The following is an 18,592-nucleotide window of genomic DNA, read 5'->3' on the forward strand; positions in this document are numbered from 1 at the left end:
TTAGTTAATCGCATAACTAATTATATCAAAAAATCGCTGTAAGCTCTATGCCTACAGCGATTTTTCTTTTAGGGGAGTTTTTTTACAGCCCCTTTCTTATATAATTAGTAAATTACCCAAAATAATTTAACAGCTTCTTTGTTAAGTCAGGAGTAATTTCCATTTGTGAGTTATGAGCAAATCGTTCCATTGATACTTCTTCAGAATGGGAGAGAATTTCTTCTCTTGTTAAATGAAAGGTATCAATGGAGTTTAAAGATAAAACAGTGTCCCTAAACCATTTCAAGCGGTTTGACGTGATGTCTCCTATTTCAGTATTGGAAAGATCCTCTGGGAAATCTGCACCTAAAATCAATCCGATTTCCTTAATTTTTTGAGGGTTCACTTCTGCAGTATATTTCAATGTTCCAGGAAGTGCATAGGCGCATGCCATTCCGTGAGGAATCCCATAACAGGCGCCAAGAATATGTGCCTGAGAATGTCCTACGTGGGTACCTGCATTATTGAGCATCCAACCTCCTAATGCGGCAGCGACCATCATGCGTTCTCTGGCTTCAAGGTCGTTTCCATCTCTAACTGCTCTGGGAAGATATTTTACTATGAGATACATAATTTTTTCACAAATTGCATCAGTGATTGGTGAAGATAATTTTGAAGTGTATCCTTCAGCTGCATGAGAGAATGCATCTAAGCCAGTTGCTCCAGTCATATCTGAAGGAAGAGTAATAACTAATTCGGGACATAAAACAGCATACTCACTTACTGCGTTGTTTGACAATATTGCTGATTTTTCATGAGTCAATGGATCAGATACGATTAAGGCATTGGATAACTCACTGCCTGTGCCGGAGGTTGTGGGTACTGCAATAAGTCCGGTACAAACTTTAGTCACTTCTTCCGATACATAATCGATGATACTTCCACCAAGAGTGCGGACAATATTAATTCCCCTTGCAGTATCTATTGCGCTTCCCCCGCCTATTCCAATGATAGAATCGCATTGATGTTTCAGAAATAGTTTGGCAGCCTCATCTACGATTGTTGCGGGAGGATCTGAAATGATCTTATCGTATATATAGTAATCAATCTCATTGTTTACCAGTTCTTTAAACAATTTTTGAATATAAGTTGTATTTAATAGAAATTTATCAATGGCAACCATTGGTTTTTTGTAATTCCTTGATTTGAGAATACCAATAATTGTATTATCCAGTTCATGGGTAACGATTACTTTTACCTTTTGTTCTAGTTTGAATTCCATTTCATCACTTTCCTTACATCTGTATTTTATAGGCCCATTTCTTTTGCCGCTTTATCTGCATTGGCACAGAATTCTTTTACTTTTGGAATATCTTTTTCCATTACACCATCATTATATTTATAACTTGTCTTAGTAAGGGAATCTACTCCATAAGGTTTTACTTGTCTAATGCATTCCTCTACATTGTCAGGCCCCAGACCTCCTGCAATAATAACAGGGATATTTACCGCTTTTACAATCTCTGCATCAATATTCCAGTCATGAGTCAAACCGCTTGCACCAATTCCTGTGTCAGCAGCCAGACCAGAATCAGTTAGAATGTAGTCACAGAACTTTGCGTATTCTTTTGCCTGTTCGATTGCTTCTGGACCATCTACCAGAACAGCCTGCATCAACTCAACACCTGGGCATTCTTTATGAAGTCTCTCTGCAAAGGATTCATCTGCTGTAAATTCCATTCCAGCAACATGAAGAATATCTGGTTTTACACGATTGGCAATGAAAATCATTTCATCAGGGTCCTTATTCAGCATAATAGCTACACATTTTACGCCTCTTCTTTTGGCTTCATCAAAAATACGATCCACTACATCAAATGGAACTCTGTGAGCCGGAACTCCGCCGCTTTGCATAGGGACTAATCCAATATGATTTGCTCCTGCATCCATTGTCTGTACGCTTTCATTGTAATTTACTAAAGAATAAATTTGTTTTATCATTGTCTATACCTCTCTTAAATATTTTTTTGATCTTTCTTTTATCATTTCTACACATAAATCAGGGGAAACAGATTGAGAAGCCTCTACAGTTAAACTGGCAGCAGCCTGAGCCAATCGCCCGGTTTCTTCTAAAGATATGGAATCCTTATAGAAGAATTTTGCCCAGATAATGGCGGCCATACTGCAATCTCCTGCACCATTCACGCTAACAATATGGGAAGGAAGGATATCCACCTTTATGATTTCTTCATCTCTGGCACATAACATTCCATCAGCTCCCATTGAGATAAAAACATTTTTAATGCCTTTTTGATTTAAAATCATAGCTGCCTTTTTCCCAGTTTGTTCATCTACTATATCAATGCCAGCTAAAAAGCCTGCTTCCAATTCATTTGGTTTAAAAGTATCAATTCTATCTAATATATTTTCAAACCGGGGTACCTTAACAATTGATACCGGATCGACAAAAATTGGCACAGTGCAATGTCTGGACAGCCATTCTATGGATTGCCCCGGTACATTCCCATCAATAACACAGATAGAGGCGTTATTAATAAAATCAATTCGACTTTCAAAAAATTCCGGAGTCATATGTTCTGTGATTTTCATATCATTGACTGCAGTGACCATCTCTCCTTTGTCATCTGTAATATATAGATAAGAGGAGCTCTTTTCACCACTGATACACTGGGCATAATCGAGTGGGATATTCAGTTTTTGGCACTCAGCCACAAGAATATTTCCGAAATGATCATCACCATAAACTCCAATGAAGTAGGTGGGCACTTCCAGCTTTATTAAATTTTGTGCAATATTTTGCCCAACACCCCCAATTGTCATTTGAATATTCCCAATATTAGAATCTTTTTCTCTGTAAATATTACCACATAATCCTGCAATATCTAAATTCATTCCTCCAATAACAACTACATATTCCTTGGTCTCCATATTATCCCTCCTGTAAAACGAGTATAGCATTTTGAATGATTTAAAACAACAATATTTTATAATATAAACATTTGTTTATATTATAAATTGCAAATATGTTAGTTCTTTTGATACTTCTGGAATAAACATATTGTCTTCTAAAATCCAGAGTTCTATCGTTTCAATTATTGCCATAAGAAACATATTATGAACAAGTTATTTTTTTACATTTTAAAGCAAGAATTGACATCCAATATCGGAAAAGTTATAATTTGGTAAATAAGGTTTAACAGATATTTTGAGGGGGAAGATTATTTATGAAAGAGTATATCAGCATGTGGAAAAATATATTGAATTTTAAAGGGAGAGCAACCAGGCGTGAATACTGGTGTGCATTTGGAATTAATCTTTTAATAATAGTCAGTTTAGTTATTTTATTTAAAATCTCAGAGTATATAATGGCAGGAAATATAAACGCGGAGCCGTTTTCCGATGAAAATACTTTAGCGGGTAAAATATTTTTAAGTATATATGTAATATATTTTCTTTGTTCAATATTGCCTGTACTTTCTTTAAAAATCAGGAGGTTTCATGATATTGGAAAAACGGGTTGGTGGGTATTAATATGTGGATTATTATACTATGTTTTTTTGATAGGTACTATATTGGAAATAGTATTTCTGTGTACTGACAGCAAAGAGGATAACAAATGGGGAACTAATTCTAAGAATAATAATCATATACGGCAAGTAATTGATTCAATCACTAATAGTTAAGTTGCATATAACAGCGGTAAGAATCTTAATTCTAAAGAGAATGGGAAGTTAAAAAATTTCCCATTCTCTTTAGTAGTTTGTAATCATGGAACCATTCACGCCTTTACATAAATACAAAAATATATTAAACTAACCTTTAGTACTTATATATTTAATTAAAGGCGGTACCATAATGAAAATCTTATTAACGGCAGTCAATGCAAAATATATACATTCTAATTTGGCGATTAGATATCTTTATACCAATGCAAAGAAATATAAGGATAATATTGAACTGGCTGAATATACCATAAATAATTATACGGATCAAATACTTCAAGACATCTATAAGAAAAAACCAGATATTATTACATTTTCGTGCTATATCTGGAATATGGGAATCATTGATATACTAACCCAAGAACTTCGTAAAGTTATGCCAAATACAAAGATTTGGCTCGGAGGACCGGAAGTAACTTATGATGCAGATCTAAAACTAAAAGAGAATGATTCTATTGATGGAATCATTATTGGAGAAGGAGAAGAGACTTTTTTAGAATTATTGGATTATTATATTGAGGATTCTATCCAACTTTCTAAAATAAGAGGAATTGCATTTAAACCAAGTGCATATAAGTTTAATGATGAAGTGTTATCCCCCAAAGCAGCAAAGGATAATAAAGATATAATAGTGACCTCATTCAGAGCATCTATGGATTTAAGTAAAGTTCCATTTCCTTATGAGAATATGGAAGACTTTAAGAATAAACTAGTCTATTATGAGACAAGCAGAGGCTGTCCTTATACATGCAGTTATTGTTTGTCCTCCATTGATATGAAAGTCAGACTTCGTGATATAGAACTTGTGAAAAAAGAGCTGCAGATTTTTCTTACCAATAAAGTGCCCCAAGTGAAATTTGTAGATCGGACCTTTAACTGTAATAAGAAACATGCATTAGCTATCTGGCAGTTCATCAAGGAACACGACAATGGAATTACGAATTTTCATTTTGAAATAGCAGCGGATATCTTAGATGAGGAAGAATTAAACCTCTTATCAACACTTCGAAAAGGACTAGTTCAACTTGAAATTGGCGTACAGTCCACAAACCCTGATACAATAAAGGCTATCCGCCGTAAGATGGACTTTGATAAACTTTCTAAAATTGTTCTTAGGATCAAAGAAGGGCAGAATATACATCAACATCTTGATCTTATTGCAGGATTGCCATATGAAGATTATACATCTTTTCGTAATTCCTTTAATGATGTATATTTCCTTAGGCCAGATCAGTTCCAGTTAGGATTTTTAAAGGTATTAAAGGGTTCTGCTATTTATCTGGAAAATAACATAAATAATATAGTTTATAAAAGTGAACCTCCTTATGAAGTGCTATATACACCATGGCTTAGTTACGATGATGTTCTTAATTTAAAAACTGTGGAAGAAATGGTAGAAATCTATTATAATAGTGGTCAATTTACAAATTCTATTCTTTATCTTGAGAATTTCCATGATACTCCTTTTGATATGTATAAGAGCCTCGGGGAGTATTATGATGAACAGCATCTAAATGAAAGAAGCCATACAAGAATAAGCCGTTATGAATTACTTCTGGAGTATTTTAATAATCTGCTTCAAAAAGGTAAGACAAATGATGGGAAAGAAGAAGAGGATGCTTTTAAGGAATTATTAATCTACGATTTATATCTGAGGGAAAATCTAAAAAGCAGGCCATCTTTTGCAAGGGATAATTCTCCTTATAAGAGTAAATTTAGAGAGTTTTATTCAGATCAGGAGAAAATGGGTTCTTTATTAAAGGATTATGATGATTATGATAATAAACAGATTAGCAGGATGACTCATATAGAGTATTTTACCATTGACATAGATGCTACAATAAAGAATAAAAAAGTAATTAGTAAAGAAAATTTCATACTATTTGATTATAAGAATCGTAATGCACTTAATTATGAAGCAAATCACTTCTTATTATAGATTGGAATAAATTAGTTTGTAACATAGAATCATTTATATCGTTTTAATATATAGAAATATATTCTCTTGTTAAAACGTATTAAAATATTTAGAAAGGATAAATAATGGCTACCAAAAAAATTACAAAGAAAGAGAAAGAACGTATTCACAAAATACTTGAATTACTTGACAAGGAATATACAACAGATATCAGGTGTTTTTTAAACCATGAAAATCCATGGCAGTTATTGATCGCTACGATTCTAAGTGCCCAGTGTACTGATGATCGGGTAAATATTGTAACGAAAGATTTATTTAAAAAATACCGGTCTTTAGAAGATTTTGCCAATGCCAAACAAAGCGAGCTGGAGAAAGATATTCATTCTACTGGTTTTTATAGAAATAAAGCAAAAAATATCATTGAATGCACAAGAAAACTCATCACCGATTTTAATGGGGAAGTACCAGAAGATATAGAGTCTCTTACGAGTCTGGCTGGGGTAGGAAGAAAAACAGCCAATGTGATTCGAGGTAATATCTATAATGAGCCCAGTATTGTGGTGGATACTCATGTGAAGCGAATTTCTAAAAAACTTGGGCTGACAAAACATGAAGATCCAGAAAAGATAGAGATGGATTTGATGGATGTACTACCAAAGGATAACTGGATTCGATATAATATACAGATTATTACCTTGGGAAGGTCTATCTGTACTGCAAGATCTCCTAAGTGTGAAGAGTGTTTTTTGCAGCATCTTTGCAAATCTAGTCTGGTGCCAGTGGAAAGAAGGGATTCGAAAGATGCTTAATACTTTTGTTGCTATTGATATTGAAACTACTGGTTTAAGTCCTGAAAGAGATAAAATAATTGAGATTGGTGCCCTTAAAGTTATAGACGGGAAGATAACACAAGAGTTTAGTGAATTAATTAATCCATCAATTCCTATTTCCCACAGAATTACTTCATTGACAGGAATTACAGATAAATTACTAAAAGATGCACCAGACATAGAGAAAGTGCTGAAAGAGTTTCTGGAATTCGCCGGTGACTTACCTGTTTTAGGACATAATATCCTATTTGATTATAGTTTTTTGAAAGTAAATTTCAGTAATCTGGGAATTTTATATGAGAGGCTGGGAATGGACACATTGAAGCTTTCAAGAAATCTACATAATGATCTGGAAAGTAAAAGTTTAAGTAGTATGTGCAGGTATTATGGTATTTATAATGCCCATGCCCATAGAGCCTTTGACGATGCAAAGGCAGCCTATGAACTGTACTATCGATTAAAAAACAATTTCGAACAAAAGGTTCCAGAATATTTTTCAGAAGAACCGTTAATATATAAGATTAAGAAGAGAGAACCAATCACTCCAAGACAAAAAAATTACTTGAATGATTTAGTAAAATATCATAAAATAGAACTGATACAGCCAGTGGAACACATGTCCAAAAGTGAAGCATCAAGGCTGATTGATAAAATAATTTTATCCAATGGAAGAATTATTTAGCTGTTACTGTAACAGTGTATTCAATTCTTTAATTATTCCACTTTTGGTAAGGGAATTCAGTTCGTCTGCAAGTCCTATCAGTTCCTTGATTTTGGTGTGATCTCCCATGGATTTATATATATTACCTAATAACATATAAGTATTCTTGATGTCACTATGACAATCAACAGCAAATTCTAATATTGTCATTGCATCAGTTAGATTATTCTGGTCATATAGTAATGAAGCCCATGAATTTAAGGTTCGAACCAGCAAAGTATAGTTTTGATCGTATGTTGATAAAATAGTTAAGTTAGGTGCTCCATATTTAAGTTTCAAATCAGTATTGGATAAACCGGTAAAATTAACTATTTTTTGTTTAGATAAATCTTTGATTTTTTCTTGTAGATTTGTAATATCTTCACTGGCAGCATCATGAAATGGCAATTTATCCATTGGGATCATGATATAATTAAGATCTGACAGGTCTGCTTTTCGAGTGTTATTTGCTTCACTCTCTTTTTCCCAAAAAGCATTGGAAGCTTCTTTGTCTTTTTTTGTAGATTTAGAGATTTCATAATGTAACCAAACAACGAATATTATTACACATAATAAAATAACAGGCATATATATGCACATCCTTTCTTTTCTAGGATTAAAAGAGGTGAAAAAAGTGAATTTTAATAATAAGAAGACACAAAAAATAATATCCACGATTATTATAATAGTATTAGTGTTAGCAATGTTAATACCAACAGTTCTTAGTGCTGTTGTGGGATTATTTTAATTAGTATTATTTAAATATACATAATCTATCATAAATTGTCAATTTCAGAGTATAACTGCCTTGATAATTTTATGGATTATGGTACAATGTTACAATAAGTTTTAGGCGAGCCAAAGGGGAAAAGAACATGAAAAAAAGTAAATTTTTTATTGTGGCAATTGTAATACTCTTAATATGTGGCGGCGTTGCATATTTTAGTATCTTTGCTTTAGCAAATAAAGACAAAGATAAAATTAGCAATGGTGTTTATATAGACACAGTAAATGTTAGTGGTATGACAAAAGCGCAAGCAACGAAAGCCATACAGGATTATATTGCTGATAGGAAAAGCAAACGGCTAACAATTAAAGTTGATGACAATACTGTTGTATCTACACTTAATGATTTAGGATATGAAGTTGTAGAAAATAATATTATCGAAGAAGCATTTATGGTAGGCAAATCAGGTAACCTGCTTAAAAGATATAAAGAGAGAAAAGACATTGAAGAAGAAGGTCTGGTATTTCATTTAGAATTTTCTCTTGATGATGTAAAAGTAGAGCAATTAGTAAAGGATCAATGTACTGCTTTTGACATACAGGCCAAAGATGCGACTATCAAAAGAGAAAACAATGAATTCATCATTACAGACCATGTAACAGGTAGAAAAGTTGTTACGGATGAGACAGTTGAAAAAATTAAAAGTACCATTCTTACTGATTGGGATGGTAAGAATATTAATATGGAAGCTGTTGTAATTGATGATGTTCCTCAATACACAAGAGAAGTACTTGAAAAAATAGATACAGTATTGGGCAGTTTCCAGACCAGCTATTCTACATCTTCTAATTCAAGAGCAAATAATCTGGCAACAGGCGCAAAATTTATTGATGGTACAGTTTTATATCCTGGAGAAACGTTCTCTGCTTATGAACATTTAAGCCCATTTACTGTTGCAAATGGATATTCTGTTGCAGGTGCTTATTCTCAGGGTAAAGTTATAGACAGTATAGGCGGAGGAATCTGTCAGGTATCTACTACATTGTATAATGCAGTATTACGTGCAGAACTGGAAATAGTAGAAAGGTCACCACATTCTATGTCCGTTGGATATGTAAAACCATCTATGGACGCAGCAATTGCTGGAACTTATAAAGACCTTAAATTTAAGAATAATTTAGAAACACCAATTTATATACAAAGTTATACGGTTGGAAGGACCATAATCTTTAACATTTATGGTGAGGAAGTCAGAGATACAGAAAATCGTACTATTGAATTTGTATCAGAGGTTACATCAACGACTCGGCCGCCAAAAGATGTAATTACAGAAGATCCAACAAAACCAACAACATATAAAAATGTTACCCAAACTGCTCATATTGGACAGAAAGCAAAACTATATAAAGTAATCTATGAAAATGGAAAAGAAGTAAGCAGGGTATTAATTAATACAAGTAATTATGCAGCTGCGCCTGCTTATGTGACCATTGGTACAAAAGAAGAAGAAAAGCCAGAAAAGAATGAAGAAAAAGATAAAAACAAAGGGAAAGATAAAAATAAGAAACCTGAAAAAGAAGAAAATACTGGAAATGAAGAAGACAATGAAGATATAGAAGAAAATACAGAAGATAATGCAGAAAATCCAGAGTTAAATAATGAAGAATACTAATACCTCTTATGAGGAACCAGTAGTTGATGAATAAAATCAAGAATTGAGGCATCATTAGTTTATGAAGATTGGAAAAATACCGGAAATAGTTTTAAAAAGATCAGTATTTAAACAAATAAAACACAGGCGGGAAGAAGTATTAATAAGACCTGGTGTAGGAAGAGACTGTTCTGCAATTGCTATTGAGAAAGATGAGGCAATTGTAATATCTACAGACCCTATCACAGGGACAACAAAGGATATTGGAGCTTTAGCGGTGCATATCACTGCCAACGATATTGCCTCCAGTGGGGGAGATATCATTGGAATAATGCTTACGATCCTGCTTCCTGAAGGTGCAAGAGAATCTGATCTAAGAGAGATGATGCAAGATATTGAATCGGTATGTCTTAATCTTAATATTGAAGTAATAGGCGGGCATACCGAAGTTACTAATGCAGTAAATCAACCTATTATAACTGTAACAGGTATTGGTAAAATATCTAAAGATGATTTATTATCACCAAAAGGAATGAAGCCGGGCCAGGAAATTGTAATGACTAAATGGGCAGGGCTTGAAGGAACAGCAATCATTGCAAAAGAAAAGCAAGAGGAATTATTAACAAAATATCCAAAAGAATTTATTGATGGTGCCATTGATTTTATTGATCATATATCTGTAGTTCCGGAAGCTAAAATTGGTAAGCAAATTGGCGTCACTTCCATGCATGATGTGACGGAAGGCGGAATTTTTGGAGCGCTTTGGGAAATTGCAGAAGCTTCCAATGTAGGCATCAGTATAGATCTTAAGGCAATTCCCATAAAACAGGAAACTGTTGAAGTTTGTGAGTTTTATGATTTAAATCCATATTTACTTATTTCCAGCGGATCCATGTTAATGGTCACTGAAAAAGGGAATGAATTAGTTGAAACCCTTAAGAAATCAGGAATTCCAGCTGCAATCATTGGAAAAGTAACAAATGGAAATGAACGTATTATAATAAACGAAGACGAAAAAAGATATTTAGAACCGCCAAAAAGCGATGAACTATATAAAGTGGAACTTAATTCAGACAGGTATAAGATTAAAATTAAATAAAGGAGTAGGATAATGAGAGAAAAGATATTAGAAGCTATCGATAAAAATAGTAAGTTAACTCCAAGTGATTTGGCTGGTATGTTAGACACCACTGAGGAACAAATCATAGAAGAAATTAAGACTATGGAGGAGGAAGCTATTATTTGCGGTTATCCTACTCTTATTAATTGGGATAAAACCAATACAGAAAAAGTAACAGCATTAATTGAAATTAAGGTAACTCCTCAAAGAGGCTTAGGCTTTGATAAGATTGCAGAGAGGATTTATCGATTTGATGAAGTGGAAGCTGTGTATTTAATGTCTGGAGGATTTGATCTAACAGTTATCATAGAAGGCAAGAGTATGAGAGAAGTGGCTAATTTTGTATCCAGTAAATTGGCTCCAATGGATTCTGTACTTAGTACGGCAACTCATTTTGTATTAAAGAAATATAAGGTTCATGGTATGCCTTTAGTACATGAATCAAAAGATGAAAGGATGTTGATTACTCCTTGAGAAATCCATTATCGCAAAAAATAGTAGAAATCCAACCTTCGGGTATAAGAAAGTTTTTTGATATTGTAAGTGAGATGAAAGATGCTATATCATTAGGTGTTGGTGAACCTGATTTTGACACTCCGTGGCATATTAGAGAAGAAGGAATTTATTCCTTGGAACGAGGCAGGACATTTTATACATCTAATTCGGGATTAAAGGAATTAAGAGAAGAGATATGCAATTATTTAAATAGAAGATATAATCTTAAATATGAACCCATTACTGAAACAATTGTGACAATTGGTGGCAGTGAGGCAATTGATATTGCCCTAAGAGCCATGGTAGATCCTGGGGATGAGATATTGATACCACAGCCAAGTTATGTATCTTATTACCCTTGTGTTGCTCTGGCAGGTGGAGTTCCTGTTGTAATTGAATTACAGGAAAAGAATGAATTTAAATTAACAAAGGAAGAGTTATTAGGTGCTATTACTGAGAAGACGAAGATTTTAATTATGCCATTTCCAAACAATCCAACTGGTGCAGTTATGGATTATGAAGATCTGGCTCAGATTGTTGATGTAATCATTGAAAAAGATTTAATTGTGATCTCAGATGAAATTTATTCTGAGCTGAATTATAAAGGAGAACATGTTTCCATTGCGTCGTTCCCAGGTATGAAGGAAAGAACTATTGTGATCAATGGTTTCTCCAAATCTTATGCGATGACTGGATGGAGATTAGGATATGCAGCGGGACCAGAGATCATCATAGAACAGATGACAAAGATTCATCAGTTTGCAATTATGTGCGCTCCAACAACGAGCCAATATGCGGCAGTAGAGGCATTACGTAATGGCGATGCTGATGTTGAAATGATGAGAAATGCATATGATGGACGAAGAAGATTTCTTGTAAAAGCATTTCGTAATATGAAATTAAATTGTTTTGAGCCATTTGGAGCATTTTATGTATTCCCTAATATAAAAAACCTGGGTATGACTTCTGATGAATTTGCAACAAAGTTATTACAAGAAGAAAAAGTTGCAGTCGTTCCCGGCACTGCATTTGGTGATTGCGGTGAAGGGTTTTTAAGGGTTTCTTACGCATATTCAATTGAAAATCTGAAGGTGGCCACTGAAAGAATTGCCCGATTTGTAGAGAAATACAGAGAAAAATAATTTTCTTTGTTTCTTGATTCGAATATGACAATATGGTAATATAGTCCTATGACATATTTAGGAGGAATTATTATGGCAGATATGAGTGCAGATTTTATCAATCCATTCCTTGTCGCAGCAACTAAAATACTAAAAGATATGGTTATGATAGACGCTAAAGTAGGAAAGCCTTTCGTTAAAACATCAGAATTTAGGGAAGATTCAGTTGTTATTATCATAGGAGTAACCGGTGAAGCCAGAGGCCAGGTTATGATAGCCTTTGAGAAAAATGTTGCATGTGATATCGTTTCAAAGATGATTATGATGCCAGTAGCGGTTTTGGATGAATTAGGGAATAGTGCAATATGTGAATTAGGCAATATGATATTAGGAAATGCAGCTACCGTTTTTTCAACAAAAGGGATTCTCATAGATATTACGCCACCAACCTTAGCAGAAGGAAATATGGTATTTACCAATAACTTTACAAAAAATATTAGTGTTCCATTAATTTATGATAATAATAAAATGATAGAAGTTAATATAGCTATTAAAGGTGATTAGATCACCTTTTTTTGTGTATTTATCATTTTATAGAAAGTGAAAATAAGAAAATTAATGGACCTTGGAGGGAAAAGTATGAATATTGTTTTACATGAACCTGAGATACCTGCAAATACTGGTAATATTGGAAGGACTTGTGTAGCAACAAACACAAAATTACATCTGATTGAACCATTAGGATTTAAGTTAAATGAAAAAGAATTAAAAAGAGCTGGTCTGGACTATTGGAAAGATTTGGACGTCTTTACTTATGATAGTTACGATGATTTCTTAATAAAAAATCCTGGTGCAAAGATCTATATGGCTACAACAAAAGCTTTAAAAATATATTCAGAAGTCACTTATGATCCTGATTGCTTTATTATGTTTGGAAAAGAGAGCGCAGGAATACCGGAAGATATTCTTATTCATAATAAAGAAAATGCTATCCGTATCCCTATGTCAGGAGATATACGTTCTCTAAATTTATCAAATTCTGTAGCGATTGTTTTATATGAGGCCCTAAGACAGAACAATTTTGCAAATATGCAATTGCAGGGACAGCTTCACAAATATAAATGGGAATAATTAATTTTGTGCAGATTTGGGAAGGGTGAAAATAAACTCCGTTCCCACATCCTGTGTACTAATTACATTTATATTTTCATTATGGGCATTAATAATTTCTTTCACAATGGATAAACCAAGTCCAGTTCCCTTCTTGTCCTTTCCCCTTGAAGCATCGGTCTTATAAAAACGTTCCCATATTCTTTTAATACTTTCTTTTGGTATTCCAACACCATAGTCTTTTATTGATATGAGTATTTTTTCATTCCGATCATTTACAGATATCTTAATTTTTGAATTATAATGGCTGAATTTAACAGCATTATCAATCAGGTTGTATAAAACTTGTTGAATTTTACTCATATCTGCATCTACATACAGCTCCTTATCTGAAAAGACAAGATTGAACGAAATTCTCTTTTTTGTACATACTCCTTCAAAACTTTCAACAGTTCTTTTAATAACAGAGTTTATTCCAAAGGATGTAATATCTAAGATAGTTCCATTGTTATCAAAGCTATTTAATGCAAGTAAATTGGAAGTTAATTTAGTTAAGCGCTCTGATTCGAATAATATAATATTTAGGTATTTCTCTTGCATCTCAATAGGAATAGTCCCATCGATCATTGCTTCTGCATATCCTTTTATGGAAGTAAGAGGAGAACGAAAGTCATGGGATATATTAGCAACAAACTTTTTCTGATAATCATCCAGACTACTTAGTTCGCTCGACATATATACAATCGAATCTGATAAATCTTTATATTCATCCGATGTCTTTAGGGACAATGGGTAATCGTAATGACCACTTGTATATTCTTTGGTAGCAATCGTAATTTTACGAATTGGTATTACAGTAATGTAATAGATATATGTAAAAACGATTAACATTAATATTAGGAAGAATAAAAAGCAGGTATTAATAAAATTCATAAAATAAATGCTATCATTTTTTATTGTACTTAATGCAGAGTGAATTACAATATATCCTTTTACCGAGAAATCTGAGGATACTGGTAAAACCACACTTAGCACAGGTTCTTTTATAACTTCTCCAATAGAATCACTTTCGATAAAAGTGTTATCAAGAAAAGTATCATTAAAATCATTGATATTTATATTCTCAGAGTCAATCCATGAATTTCTGGTATCAAGTGTGATAAAGCCAGATTTATTGACAATCCAGATTCTTGCATCTAAAAAGGTATCAATAGTTTTTAACTGAGTTGAAAGGTTATAGATAGGCATAGTACCGTTGTAATAACTTGTCATATATTCTGAAGAGATTAAAGCAGCTTCATTATAAAGGACAGTCTTTTTCCCTTCGACTAAACTATGTTTCAACCGACTGACTCCATAAGTATTTAACAGGGTAAACATAGAGATAGCTATTAAGATATAACAGATCATAAATTTAAAAAATAATGATTTTTTCATATGCTAACCATGCCCCCTTTTTATATGATTATGATTTTACTTCAAATTTATATCCGATACCCCATACTGTAGAAAGTCCCCAGGCCGTGTGATCTTTTATTTTCTCCCGGAGCCTTTTGATATGTACATCTACAGTTCTTGTATCACCAATGTATTCATATCCCCAGATATGATCTAAAAGTTGTTCTCTGGTAAATACCCGGTTTGGATGAGATGCCAGAAAATAAAATAGTTCTAATTCTTTTGGGGGCATATCAATACTCTCTCCATAATATAGGACGGAATAATTGGATTGGTTTATAATAAGATCCTGATATTGTACATAATCTCCCATTTGTGCAGGAACTTCTTTCGCAGCTGCAGCCCCTGGCTGAAAACGGCGTAAAACCGCTTTGACCCTGGCAACTAATTCTTTAGAGTCAAAGGGTTTGATCATATAGTCATCTGCTCCTAATTCAAGCCCCAGAACTTTATCAAAGATTTCCCCCTTTGCTGAGAGCATTATAATAGGCATGGTTGAGGTTTTCCGAATCTCCCTGCAGACCTCATAACCGTCAATCCCAGGTAACATTAAATCTAAGAGAATTAAATCAGGCTGGTAAGATTTAAACTGGGACAGGGCTTCCTCTCCATCATATACAATGCAAGTGTCAAAACACTCCTTTGTTAAATATAAAGAGATAAGCTCAGCAATATTTGTATCATCATCTACAATTAGAATTTTTTGTTTTTCTGCCATAGTATTGTCCTTTCTATGATTTGAATTCAACGATTGTAACACCAGCACCACCTTCACCAAAGGCACCTAATCGATATTCTTTTACATACTTGGTTTTTTTAAGGTGTCCATGTACTGCATTTTTTAATGCACCAGTTCCTATTCCATGTATTACAGAGACACGCGGAAGATGGGATAGATAAGCATCATCCAGATATTTATCTAATTCAGGAAGGGCTTCATCGACTGTCTTACCGATTAAATTTATCTCAGGACTGATTGACATAGATTTACTCATCTTTATCTTGCCACTGCCGGTTCTAGTCAAATTAGGCCCTTTAATCACTTCTTCATCGATCAATTCCAGGTCTTTTATATTTACCTGGCTTCGTAAAATGCCCATTTGAACAAATAAATCCCCTTTTTCATTAGGAAGTGAACTTACAGTACCTTTTAGTCCAAGGGTTAATACATTTACTGAATCTCCTAATTTAAAGTCTTTTGGTTTATGGACTTTAGAAGGTTTTTTGTTTCCTTTTAAAGAAAGTTTAGATTCAGCACCACTTAACTTGTCACGTAAAGAATTTCTTTCATTTTCCATAGCCTTATTAAGGCCGCCTTCTTTACTCCATTTATTATATTTTTTAATTGTTTCGTCGGCAAAATCCTTGGCTTCCTGCAATATGTCTCTGGCTTCCTCATTTGCCTGACGTAAGATTCTTTCTTTGGCAGAATCTAATTTTTCATTTTTCTGTTTTAACTGTTCCTTTAACTTTTCAATTTTTTCCTTATAGCGTAAAACTTCTTCTCGTTCTTTCTCAATAGTGATTCGGCTGGATTCCAAGTCACTGATCACATCTTCAAAATTCTTATCCTGTCTGTCAATACGTTTTTTAGCATCTTCAATAATAAAATCTGGAAGTCCGAGCTTACCTGATATTGCAAAAGCATTACTTTTTCCAGGAATGCCGATCAATAAACGATATGTTGGACGTAAGGATTCTACATCAAACTCACAGCTTCCATTTGTTACTCCCTTTGTAGATAGAGCAAATACTTTTAGTTCACTATAGTGAGTGGTTGCCATTGTACGTACATTCTTATCATGAAGATAGGATAGGATAGACATAGCTAAAGCAGCACCTTCCGTAGGATCCGTACCGGCCCCTAATTCATCAAACAGAACTAAGGATCTATCATTTGCTTGTTCTACAATACTTATGGTATTGGTCATATGGGAGGAGAAGGTACTTAAACTTTGTTCAATACTTTGTTCATCTCCTATATCTGCGTATACTTCATCAAATACAGCAAGTTCAGAATGATCAAAAGCTGGAATATGAAGCCCTGCTTGGCCCATTAAAGTAAATAGCCCTACTGTCTTTAAAGAGACCGTTTTACCACCCGTATTTGGCCCGGTAATTACAAGAAGGTTAAAATCTTTTCCTAATTGAATGTCAATTGGAACAACTTTTTTGGAATCAATGAGTGGATGTCTTCCTTTTTTAATATTAATATATCCATTCTTATTGAAATCAGGCTCACTTCCTCTTAGCACCTTTGATAAGGCAGCTTTTGCAAAGATGAAATCTAATTCTACTAATGTTTTAAGATTATAATCTATATTTTCTACTTCCAAGCCAGCCAGGTTACTAAGTTCAGCTAAAATTCGTTCAATCTCTTCCTGCTCTTTTATTGCTAATTCCTTCAGGTCATTATTGGATTTTACAACGGATATAGGTTCAATAAATAAAGTAGAACCAGAAGAAGACTGATCATGGATCATACCCTGAAAACTACTCCGGTACTCTGATTTCACAGGGATACAGTATCTTCCATTACGCATTGTAATTATATTTTCTTGTAACATGGTTCTTTGAGAGGAGGAATTGATAATCGAGTTTAATTGCTCTCTGATTTTATCATTGGTATTCTTGATGCTCCTCCTTATGGTACGAAGCGCTGGACTTGCATCATCACTGATTTCTTCTTCAGAGATAATACATCTTTTTATCTCATTATTAAGGGGAGTAAGTGGTTCTAATAAAGAAAAATATTCATCCAGGGAATCATTCTTTTCTTCCTCATTTTCTTTTCTGGAATATGTTTTGGCACGTAATGTAACATTTAGTACGGAACCAATGTTTAGTAATTCTTCAATGCCAAGAGTAGAACCAATGGCTAATCTCTTTATTGAAGAGCGTATATCTTTAAGTCCGGAAAAAGATAATTTCCCTTTTTTCATAATGCGTTTCAGTGCATCAGAGGTTTCAGCCTGCATCTTCCTGATTTCGTTTATATCATTGCTAGGGAGCAATTTTTTACTATACTCTTTTCCTAAAAAAGAATCTGCCTGCTCTTGTAATTTATCGATAATTTTAAAATATTCCAATGTTTTAAGTACTTTTTGATTCATGCTCTTTACCATCCATCTTTTTTTGAGTAATATTATACTCAGTATCATTTTACCTTATTATATAATAAATGAAAACTATATTTTTTATTACAGTTCAGCCATATAGAAATTAGTACATAAACTGCACGAGGGTGTTTGCACACTAAGGGCAGTTTATGTACTAATTTCTATATGGCGCTCTGCCAAAGCGAGATGAAGCAAAGCGAAATCGAGCTTGTGGCTGAACTGTAACATAGTTCAGGGTATAGTTTGTTTACAAATCATTCATTATTAGTTCACAAGTAGATGATATAATGATATAATGTACACGATAAGCAGATTAGTCCGTAAAAGACAGGAGATTTTCCGTGCTTGCACGAGAAAATATCATGGCTTTTATGGATAAGTGCAACGTGAACGAAGAAACGTAAGTTTCTGAGTTCCTAATCTGCGCAAGAGATGAGCCAAGAGATTCGACCATTCAAGCTTGCTTGAATAAATGTCATGATTTCCTTGGATAAGTGCAACGTGAACGAAGAAACGCAAGTTTCTGAGTTCCTAATCTGCGCAAGAGATGAGCCAAGAGATTCGACCATTCAAGCTTGCTTGAATAAATGTCATGATTTCCTTGGATAAGTGCAACGTGAG

The 18,592-nt window shown here is 33.8% G+C and carries 17 protein-coding genes; 10 read left to right on the forward strand and 7 right to left on the reverse strand.

The features are described from left to right. Nucleotides 1–112: 112 nt before the first annotated feature. Genes EDD66_RS17665 through EDD66_RS17675 form a run of 3 tightly spaced genes read right to left on the reverse strand, consistent with a single transcriptional unit; the run spans nt 113 to nt 2,928 of the window. On the reverse strand, nt 113–1,261 hold the full coding sequence (locus EDD66_RS17665) for an iron-containing alcohol dehydrogenase (protein ID WP_123610922.1): 1,149 nt from the start codon (nt 1,259–1,261) through the stop codon (nt 113–115). A 26-nt stretch (nt 1,262–1,287) separates the two neighbouring features. Continuing rightward, the gene (locus EDD66_RS17670; RefSeq protein ID WP_123610923.1) at nt 1,288–1,980 is read right to left on the reverse strand and encodes a phosphoribosylanthranilate isomerase; all 693 of its coding nucleotides are present in this window, start codon (nt 1,978–1,980) and stop codon (nt 1,288–1,290) included. A 3-nt stretch (nt 1,981–1,983) separates the two neighbouring features. Further along, on the reverse strand, nt 1,984–2,928 hold the full coding sequence (locus EDD66_RS17675; protein ID WP_123610924.1) for a PfkB family carbohydrate kinase: 945 nt from the start codon (nt 2,926–2,928) through the stop codon (nt 1,984–1,986). A gap of 296 nt (nt 2,929–3,224) precedes the next feature. Between EDD66_RS17675 and EDD66_RS17680 the strand changes: the two genes are divergently transcribed. The 4 genes from EDD66_RS17680 to EDD66_RS17695 all read left to right on the forward strand — a co-directional run bounded on the left by EDD66_RS17680 (nt 3,225) and on the right by EDD66_RS17695 (nt 7,152). Continuing rightward, nucleotides 3,225–3,683: a DUF805 domain-containing protein gene (locus EDD66_RS17680; RefSeq protein WP_123610925.1), complete on the forward strand. Its 459-nt coding sequence runs from the start codon at nt 3,225–3,227 to the stop codon at nt 3,681–3,683. A gap of 172 nt (nt 3,684–3,855) precedes the next feature. Next, nucleotides 3,856–5,661 (forward strand): B12-binding domain-containing radical SAM protein, encoded by a 1,806-nt coding sequence (locus EDD66_RS17685; protein ID WP_123610926.1) that lies wholly within the window; start codon nt 3,856–3,858, stop codon nt 5,659–5,661. A gap of 104 nt (nt 5,662–5,765) precedes the next feature. Then, entirely contained in the window at nt 5,766–6,449 is a 684-nt protein-coding gene (nth, locus tag EDD66_RS17690; RefSeq protein ID WP_123610927.1) for an endonuclease III, read from the forward strand. After that, nucleotides 6,442–7,152, forward strand: coding sequence for a 3'-5' exonuclease (locus EDD66_RS17695; protein ID WP_123610928.1), 711 nt, complete (start codon nt 6,442–6,444; stop codon nt 7,150–7,152). The genes nth and EDD66_RS17695 overlap by 8 nt, the downstream gene beginning before the upstream one ends. A gap of 3 nt (nt 7,153–7,155) precedes the next feature. Here EDD66_RS17695 and EDD66_RS17700 read toward each other — a convergent pair whose 3' ends face one another. Continuing rightward, on the reverse strand, nt 7,156–7,758 hold the full coding sequence (locus tag EDD66_RS17700; protein WP_123610929.1) for a hypothetical protein: 603 nt from the start codon (nt 7,756–7,758) through the stop codon (nt 7,156–7,158). Nucleotides 7,759–8,045: 287 nt separating this feature from the next. Here EDD66_RS17700 and EDD66_RS17705 point away from each other — a divergent pair, with 287 nt between their 5' ends. The 6 genes from EDD66_RS17705 to EDD66_RS17730 all read left to right on the forward strand — a co-directional run bounded on the left by EDD66_RS17705 (nt 8,046) and on the right by EDD66_RS17730 (nt 13,415). Beyond that, a complete protein-coding gene (locus EDD66_RS17705) occupies nt 8,046–9,569 on the forward strand; it encodes a VanW family protein (RefSeq protein ID WP_123610930.1) in 1,524 nt (507 codons plus the stop codon). Nucleotides 9,570–9,630: 61 nt separating this feature from the next. Then, complete coding sequence (locus EDD66_RS17710; RefSeq protein ID WP_123610931.1) at nt 9,631–10,647, forward strand: AIR synthase family protein; 1,017 nt, start codon at nt 9,631–9,633, stop codon at nt 10,645–10,647. Nucleotides 10,648–10,659: 12 nt separating this feature from the next. Further along, a complete protein-coding gene (locus EDD66_RS17715; protein ID WP_123610932.1) occupies nt 10,660–11,142 on the forward strand; it encodes an Lrp/AsnC family transcriptional regulator in 483 nt (160 codons plus the stop codon). Further along, the gene (locus EDD66_RS17720; protein ID WP_123610933.1) at nt 11,139–12,305 is read left to right on the forward strand and encodes a pyridoxal phosphate-dependent aminotransferase; all 1,167 of its coding nucleotides are present in this window, start codon (nt 11,139–11,141) and stop codon (nt 12,303–12,305) included. The genes EDD66_RS17715 and EDD66_RS17720 overlap by 4 nt, the downstream gene beginning before the upstream one ends. Before the next feature lie 72 nt (nt 12,306–12,377). Then, a complete protein-coding gene (locus EDD66_RS17725) occupies nt 12,378–12,848 on the forward strand; it encodes a chemotaxis protein CheX (protein ID WP_123610934.1) in 471 nt (156 codons plus the stop codon). Between the two features lie 75 nt (nt 12,849–12,923). Beyond that, nucleotides 12,924–13,415, forward strand: a complete 492-nt coding sequence (locus EDD66_RS17730) for a tRNA (cytidine(34)-2'-O)-methyltransferase (RefSeq protein WP_123610935.1) — start codon at nt 12,924–12,926, stop codon at nt 13,413–13,415. On the opposite strand, the gene EDD66_RS17735 is transcribed toward EDD66_RS17730, so the two are convergent. From EDD66_RS17735 to EDD66_RS17745, 3 genes are read right to left on the reverse strand one after another with little or no spacing between them, the layout of a single operon-like run. Beyond that, nucleotides 13,416–14,831 (reverse strand): sensor histidine kinase, encoded by a 1,416-nt coding sequence (locus EDD66_RS17735; RefSeq protein ID WP_123610936.1) that lies wholly within the window; start codon nt 14,829–14,831, stop codon nt 13,416–13,418. Nucleotides 14,832–14,859: 28 nt separating this feature from the next. Next, nucleotides 14,860–15,570, reverse strand: coding sequence for a response regulator transcription factor (locus EDD66_RS17740; RefSeq protein WP_123610954.1), 711 nt, complete (start codon nt 15,568–15,570; stop codon nt 14,860–14,862). 13 nt (nt 15,571–15,583) lie between these two features. Next, nucleotides 15,584–17,965 carry an endonuclease MutS2 gene (locus tag EDD66_RS17745; protein WP_123610937.1) on the reverse strand — a complete coding sequence of 794 codons (2,382 nt, stop codon included), beginning with the start codon at nt 17,963–17,965 and terminating at the stop codon, nt 15,584–15,586. Between the last annotated feature and the right edge of the window lie 627 nt (nt 17,966–18,592).

It is taken from the genome of Mobilisporobacter senegalensis, from assembly GCF_003752155.1.
GTDB lineage: Bacteria > Bacillota > Clostridia > Lachnospirales > Lachnospiraceae > Mobilisporobacter > Mobilisporobacter senegalensis.

What these genes read in the sequence shown, in the direction of transcription:
- EDD66_RS17665 (WP_123610922.1), bottom strand. Translation starts at nt 1,261, where the DNA reads ATGGAATTCAAACTAGAACAAAAGGTAAAAGTAATCGTTACCCATGAA.
- EDD66_RS17670 (WP_123610923.1), bottom strand. Translation starts at nt 1,980, where the DNA reads ATGATAAAACAAATTTATTCTTTAGTAAATTACAATGAAAGCGTACAG.
- EDD66_RS17675 (WP_123610924.1), bottom strand. Translation starts at nt 2,928, where the DNA reads ATGGAGACCAAGGAATATGTAGTTGTTATTGGAGGAATGAATTTAGAT.
- EDD66_RS17680 (WP_123610925.1), top strand. Translation starts at nt 3,225, where the DNA reads ATGAAAGAGTATATCAGCATGTGGAAAAATATATTGAATTTTAAAGGG.
- EDD66_RS17685 (WP_123610926.1), top strand. Translation starts at nt 3,856, where the DNA reads ATGAAAATCTTATTAACGGCAGTCAATGCAAAATATATACATTCTAAT.
- nth (WP_123610927.1), top strand. Translation starts at nt 5,766, where the DNA reads ATGGCTACCAAAAAAATTACAAAGAAAGAGAAAGAACGTATTCACAAA.
- EDD66_RS17695 (WP_123610928.1), top strand. Translation starts at nt 6,442, where the DNA reads ATGCTTAATACTTTTGTTGCTATTGATATTGAAACTACTGGTTTAAGT.
- EDD66_RS17700 (WP_123610929.1), bottom strand. Translation starts at nt 7,758, where the DNA reads ATGCCTGTTATTTTATTATGTGTAATAATATTCGTTGTTTGGTTACAT.
- EDD66_RS17705 (WP_123610930.1), top strand. Translation starts at nt 8,046, where the DNA reads ATGAAAAAAAGTAAATTTTTTATTGTGGCAATTGTAATACTCTTAATA.
- EDD66_RS17710 (WP_123610931.1), top strand. Translation starts at nt 9,631, where the DNA reads ATGAAGATTGGAAAAATACCGGAAATAGTTTTAAAAAGATCAGTATTT.
- EDD66_RS17715 (WP_123610932.1), top strand. Translation starts at nt 10,660, where the DNA reads ATGAGAGAAAAGATATTAGAAGCTATCGATAAAAATAGTAAGTTAACT.
- EDD66_RS17725 (WP_123610934.1), top strand. Translation starts at nt 12,378, where the DNA reads ATGGCAGATATGAGTGCAGATTTTATCAATCCATTCCTTGTCGCAGCA.
- EDD66_RS17730 (WP_123610935.1), top strand. Translation starts at nt 12,924, where the DNA reads ATGAATATTGTTTTACATGAACCTGAGATACCTGCAAATACTGGTAAT.
- EDD66_RS17735 (WP_123610936.1), bottom strand. Translation starts at nt 14,831, where the DNA reads ATGAAAAAATCATTATTTTTTAAATTTATGATCTGTTATATCTTAATA.
- EDD66_RS17740 (WP_123610954.1), bottom strand. Translation starts at nt 15,570, where the DNA reads ATGGCAGAAAAACAAAAAATTCTAATTGTAGATGATGATACAAATATT.
- EDD66_RS17745 (WP_123610937.1), bottom strand. Translation starts at nt 17,965, where the DNA reads ATGAATCAAAAAGTACTTAAAACATTGGAATATTTTAAAATTATCGAT.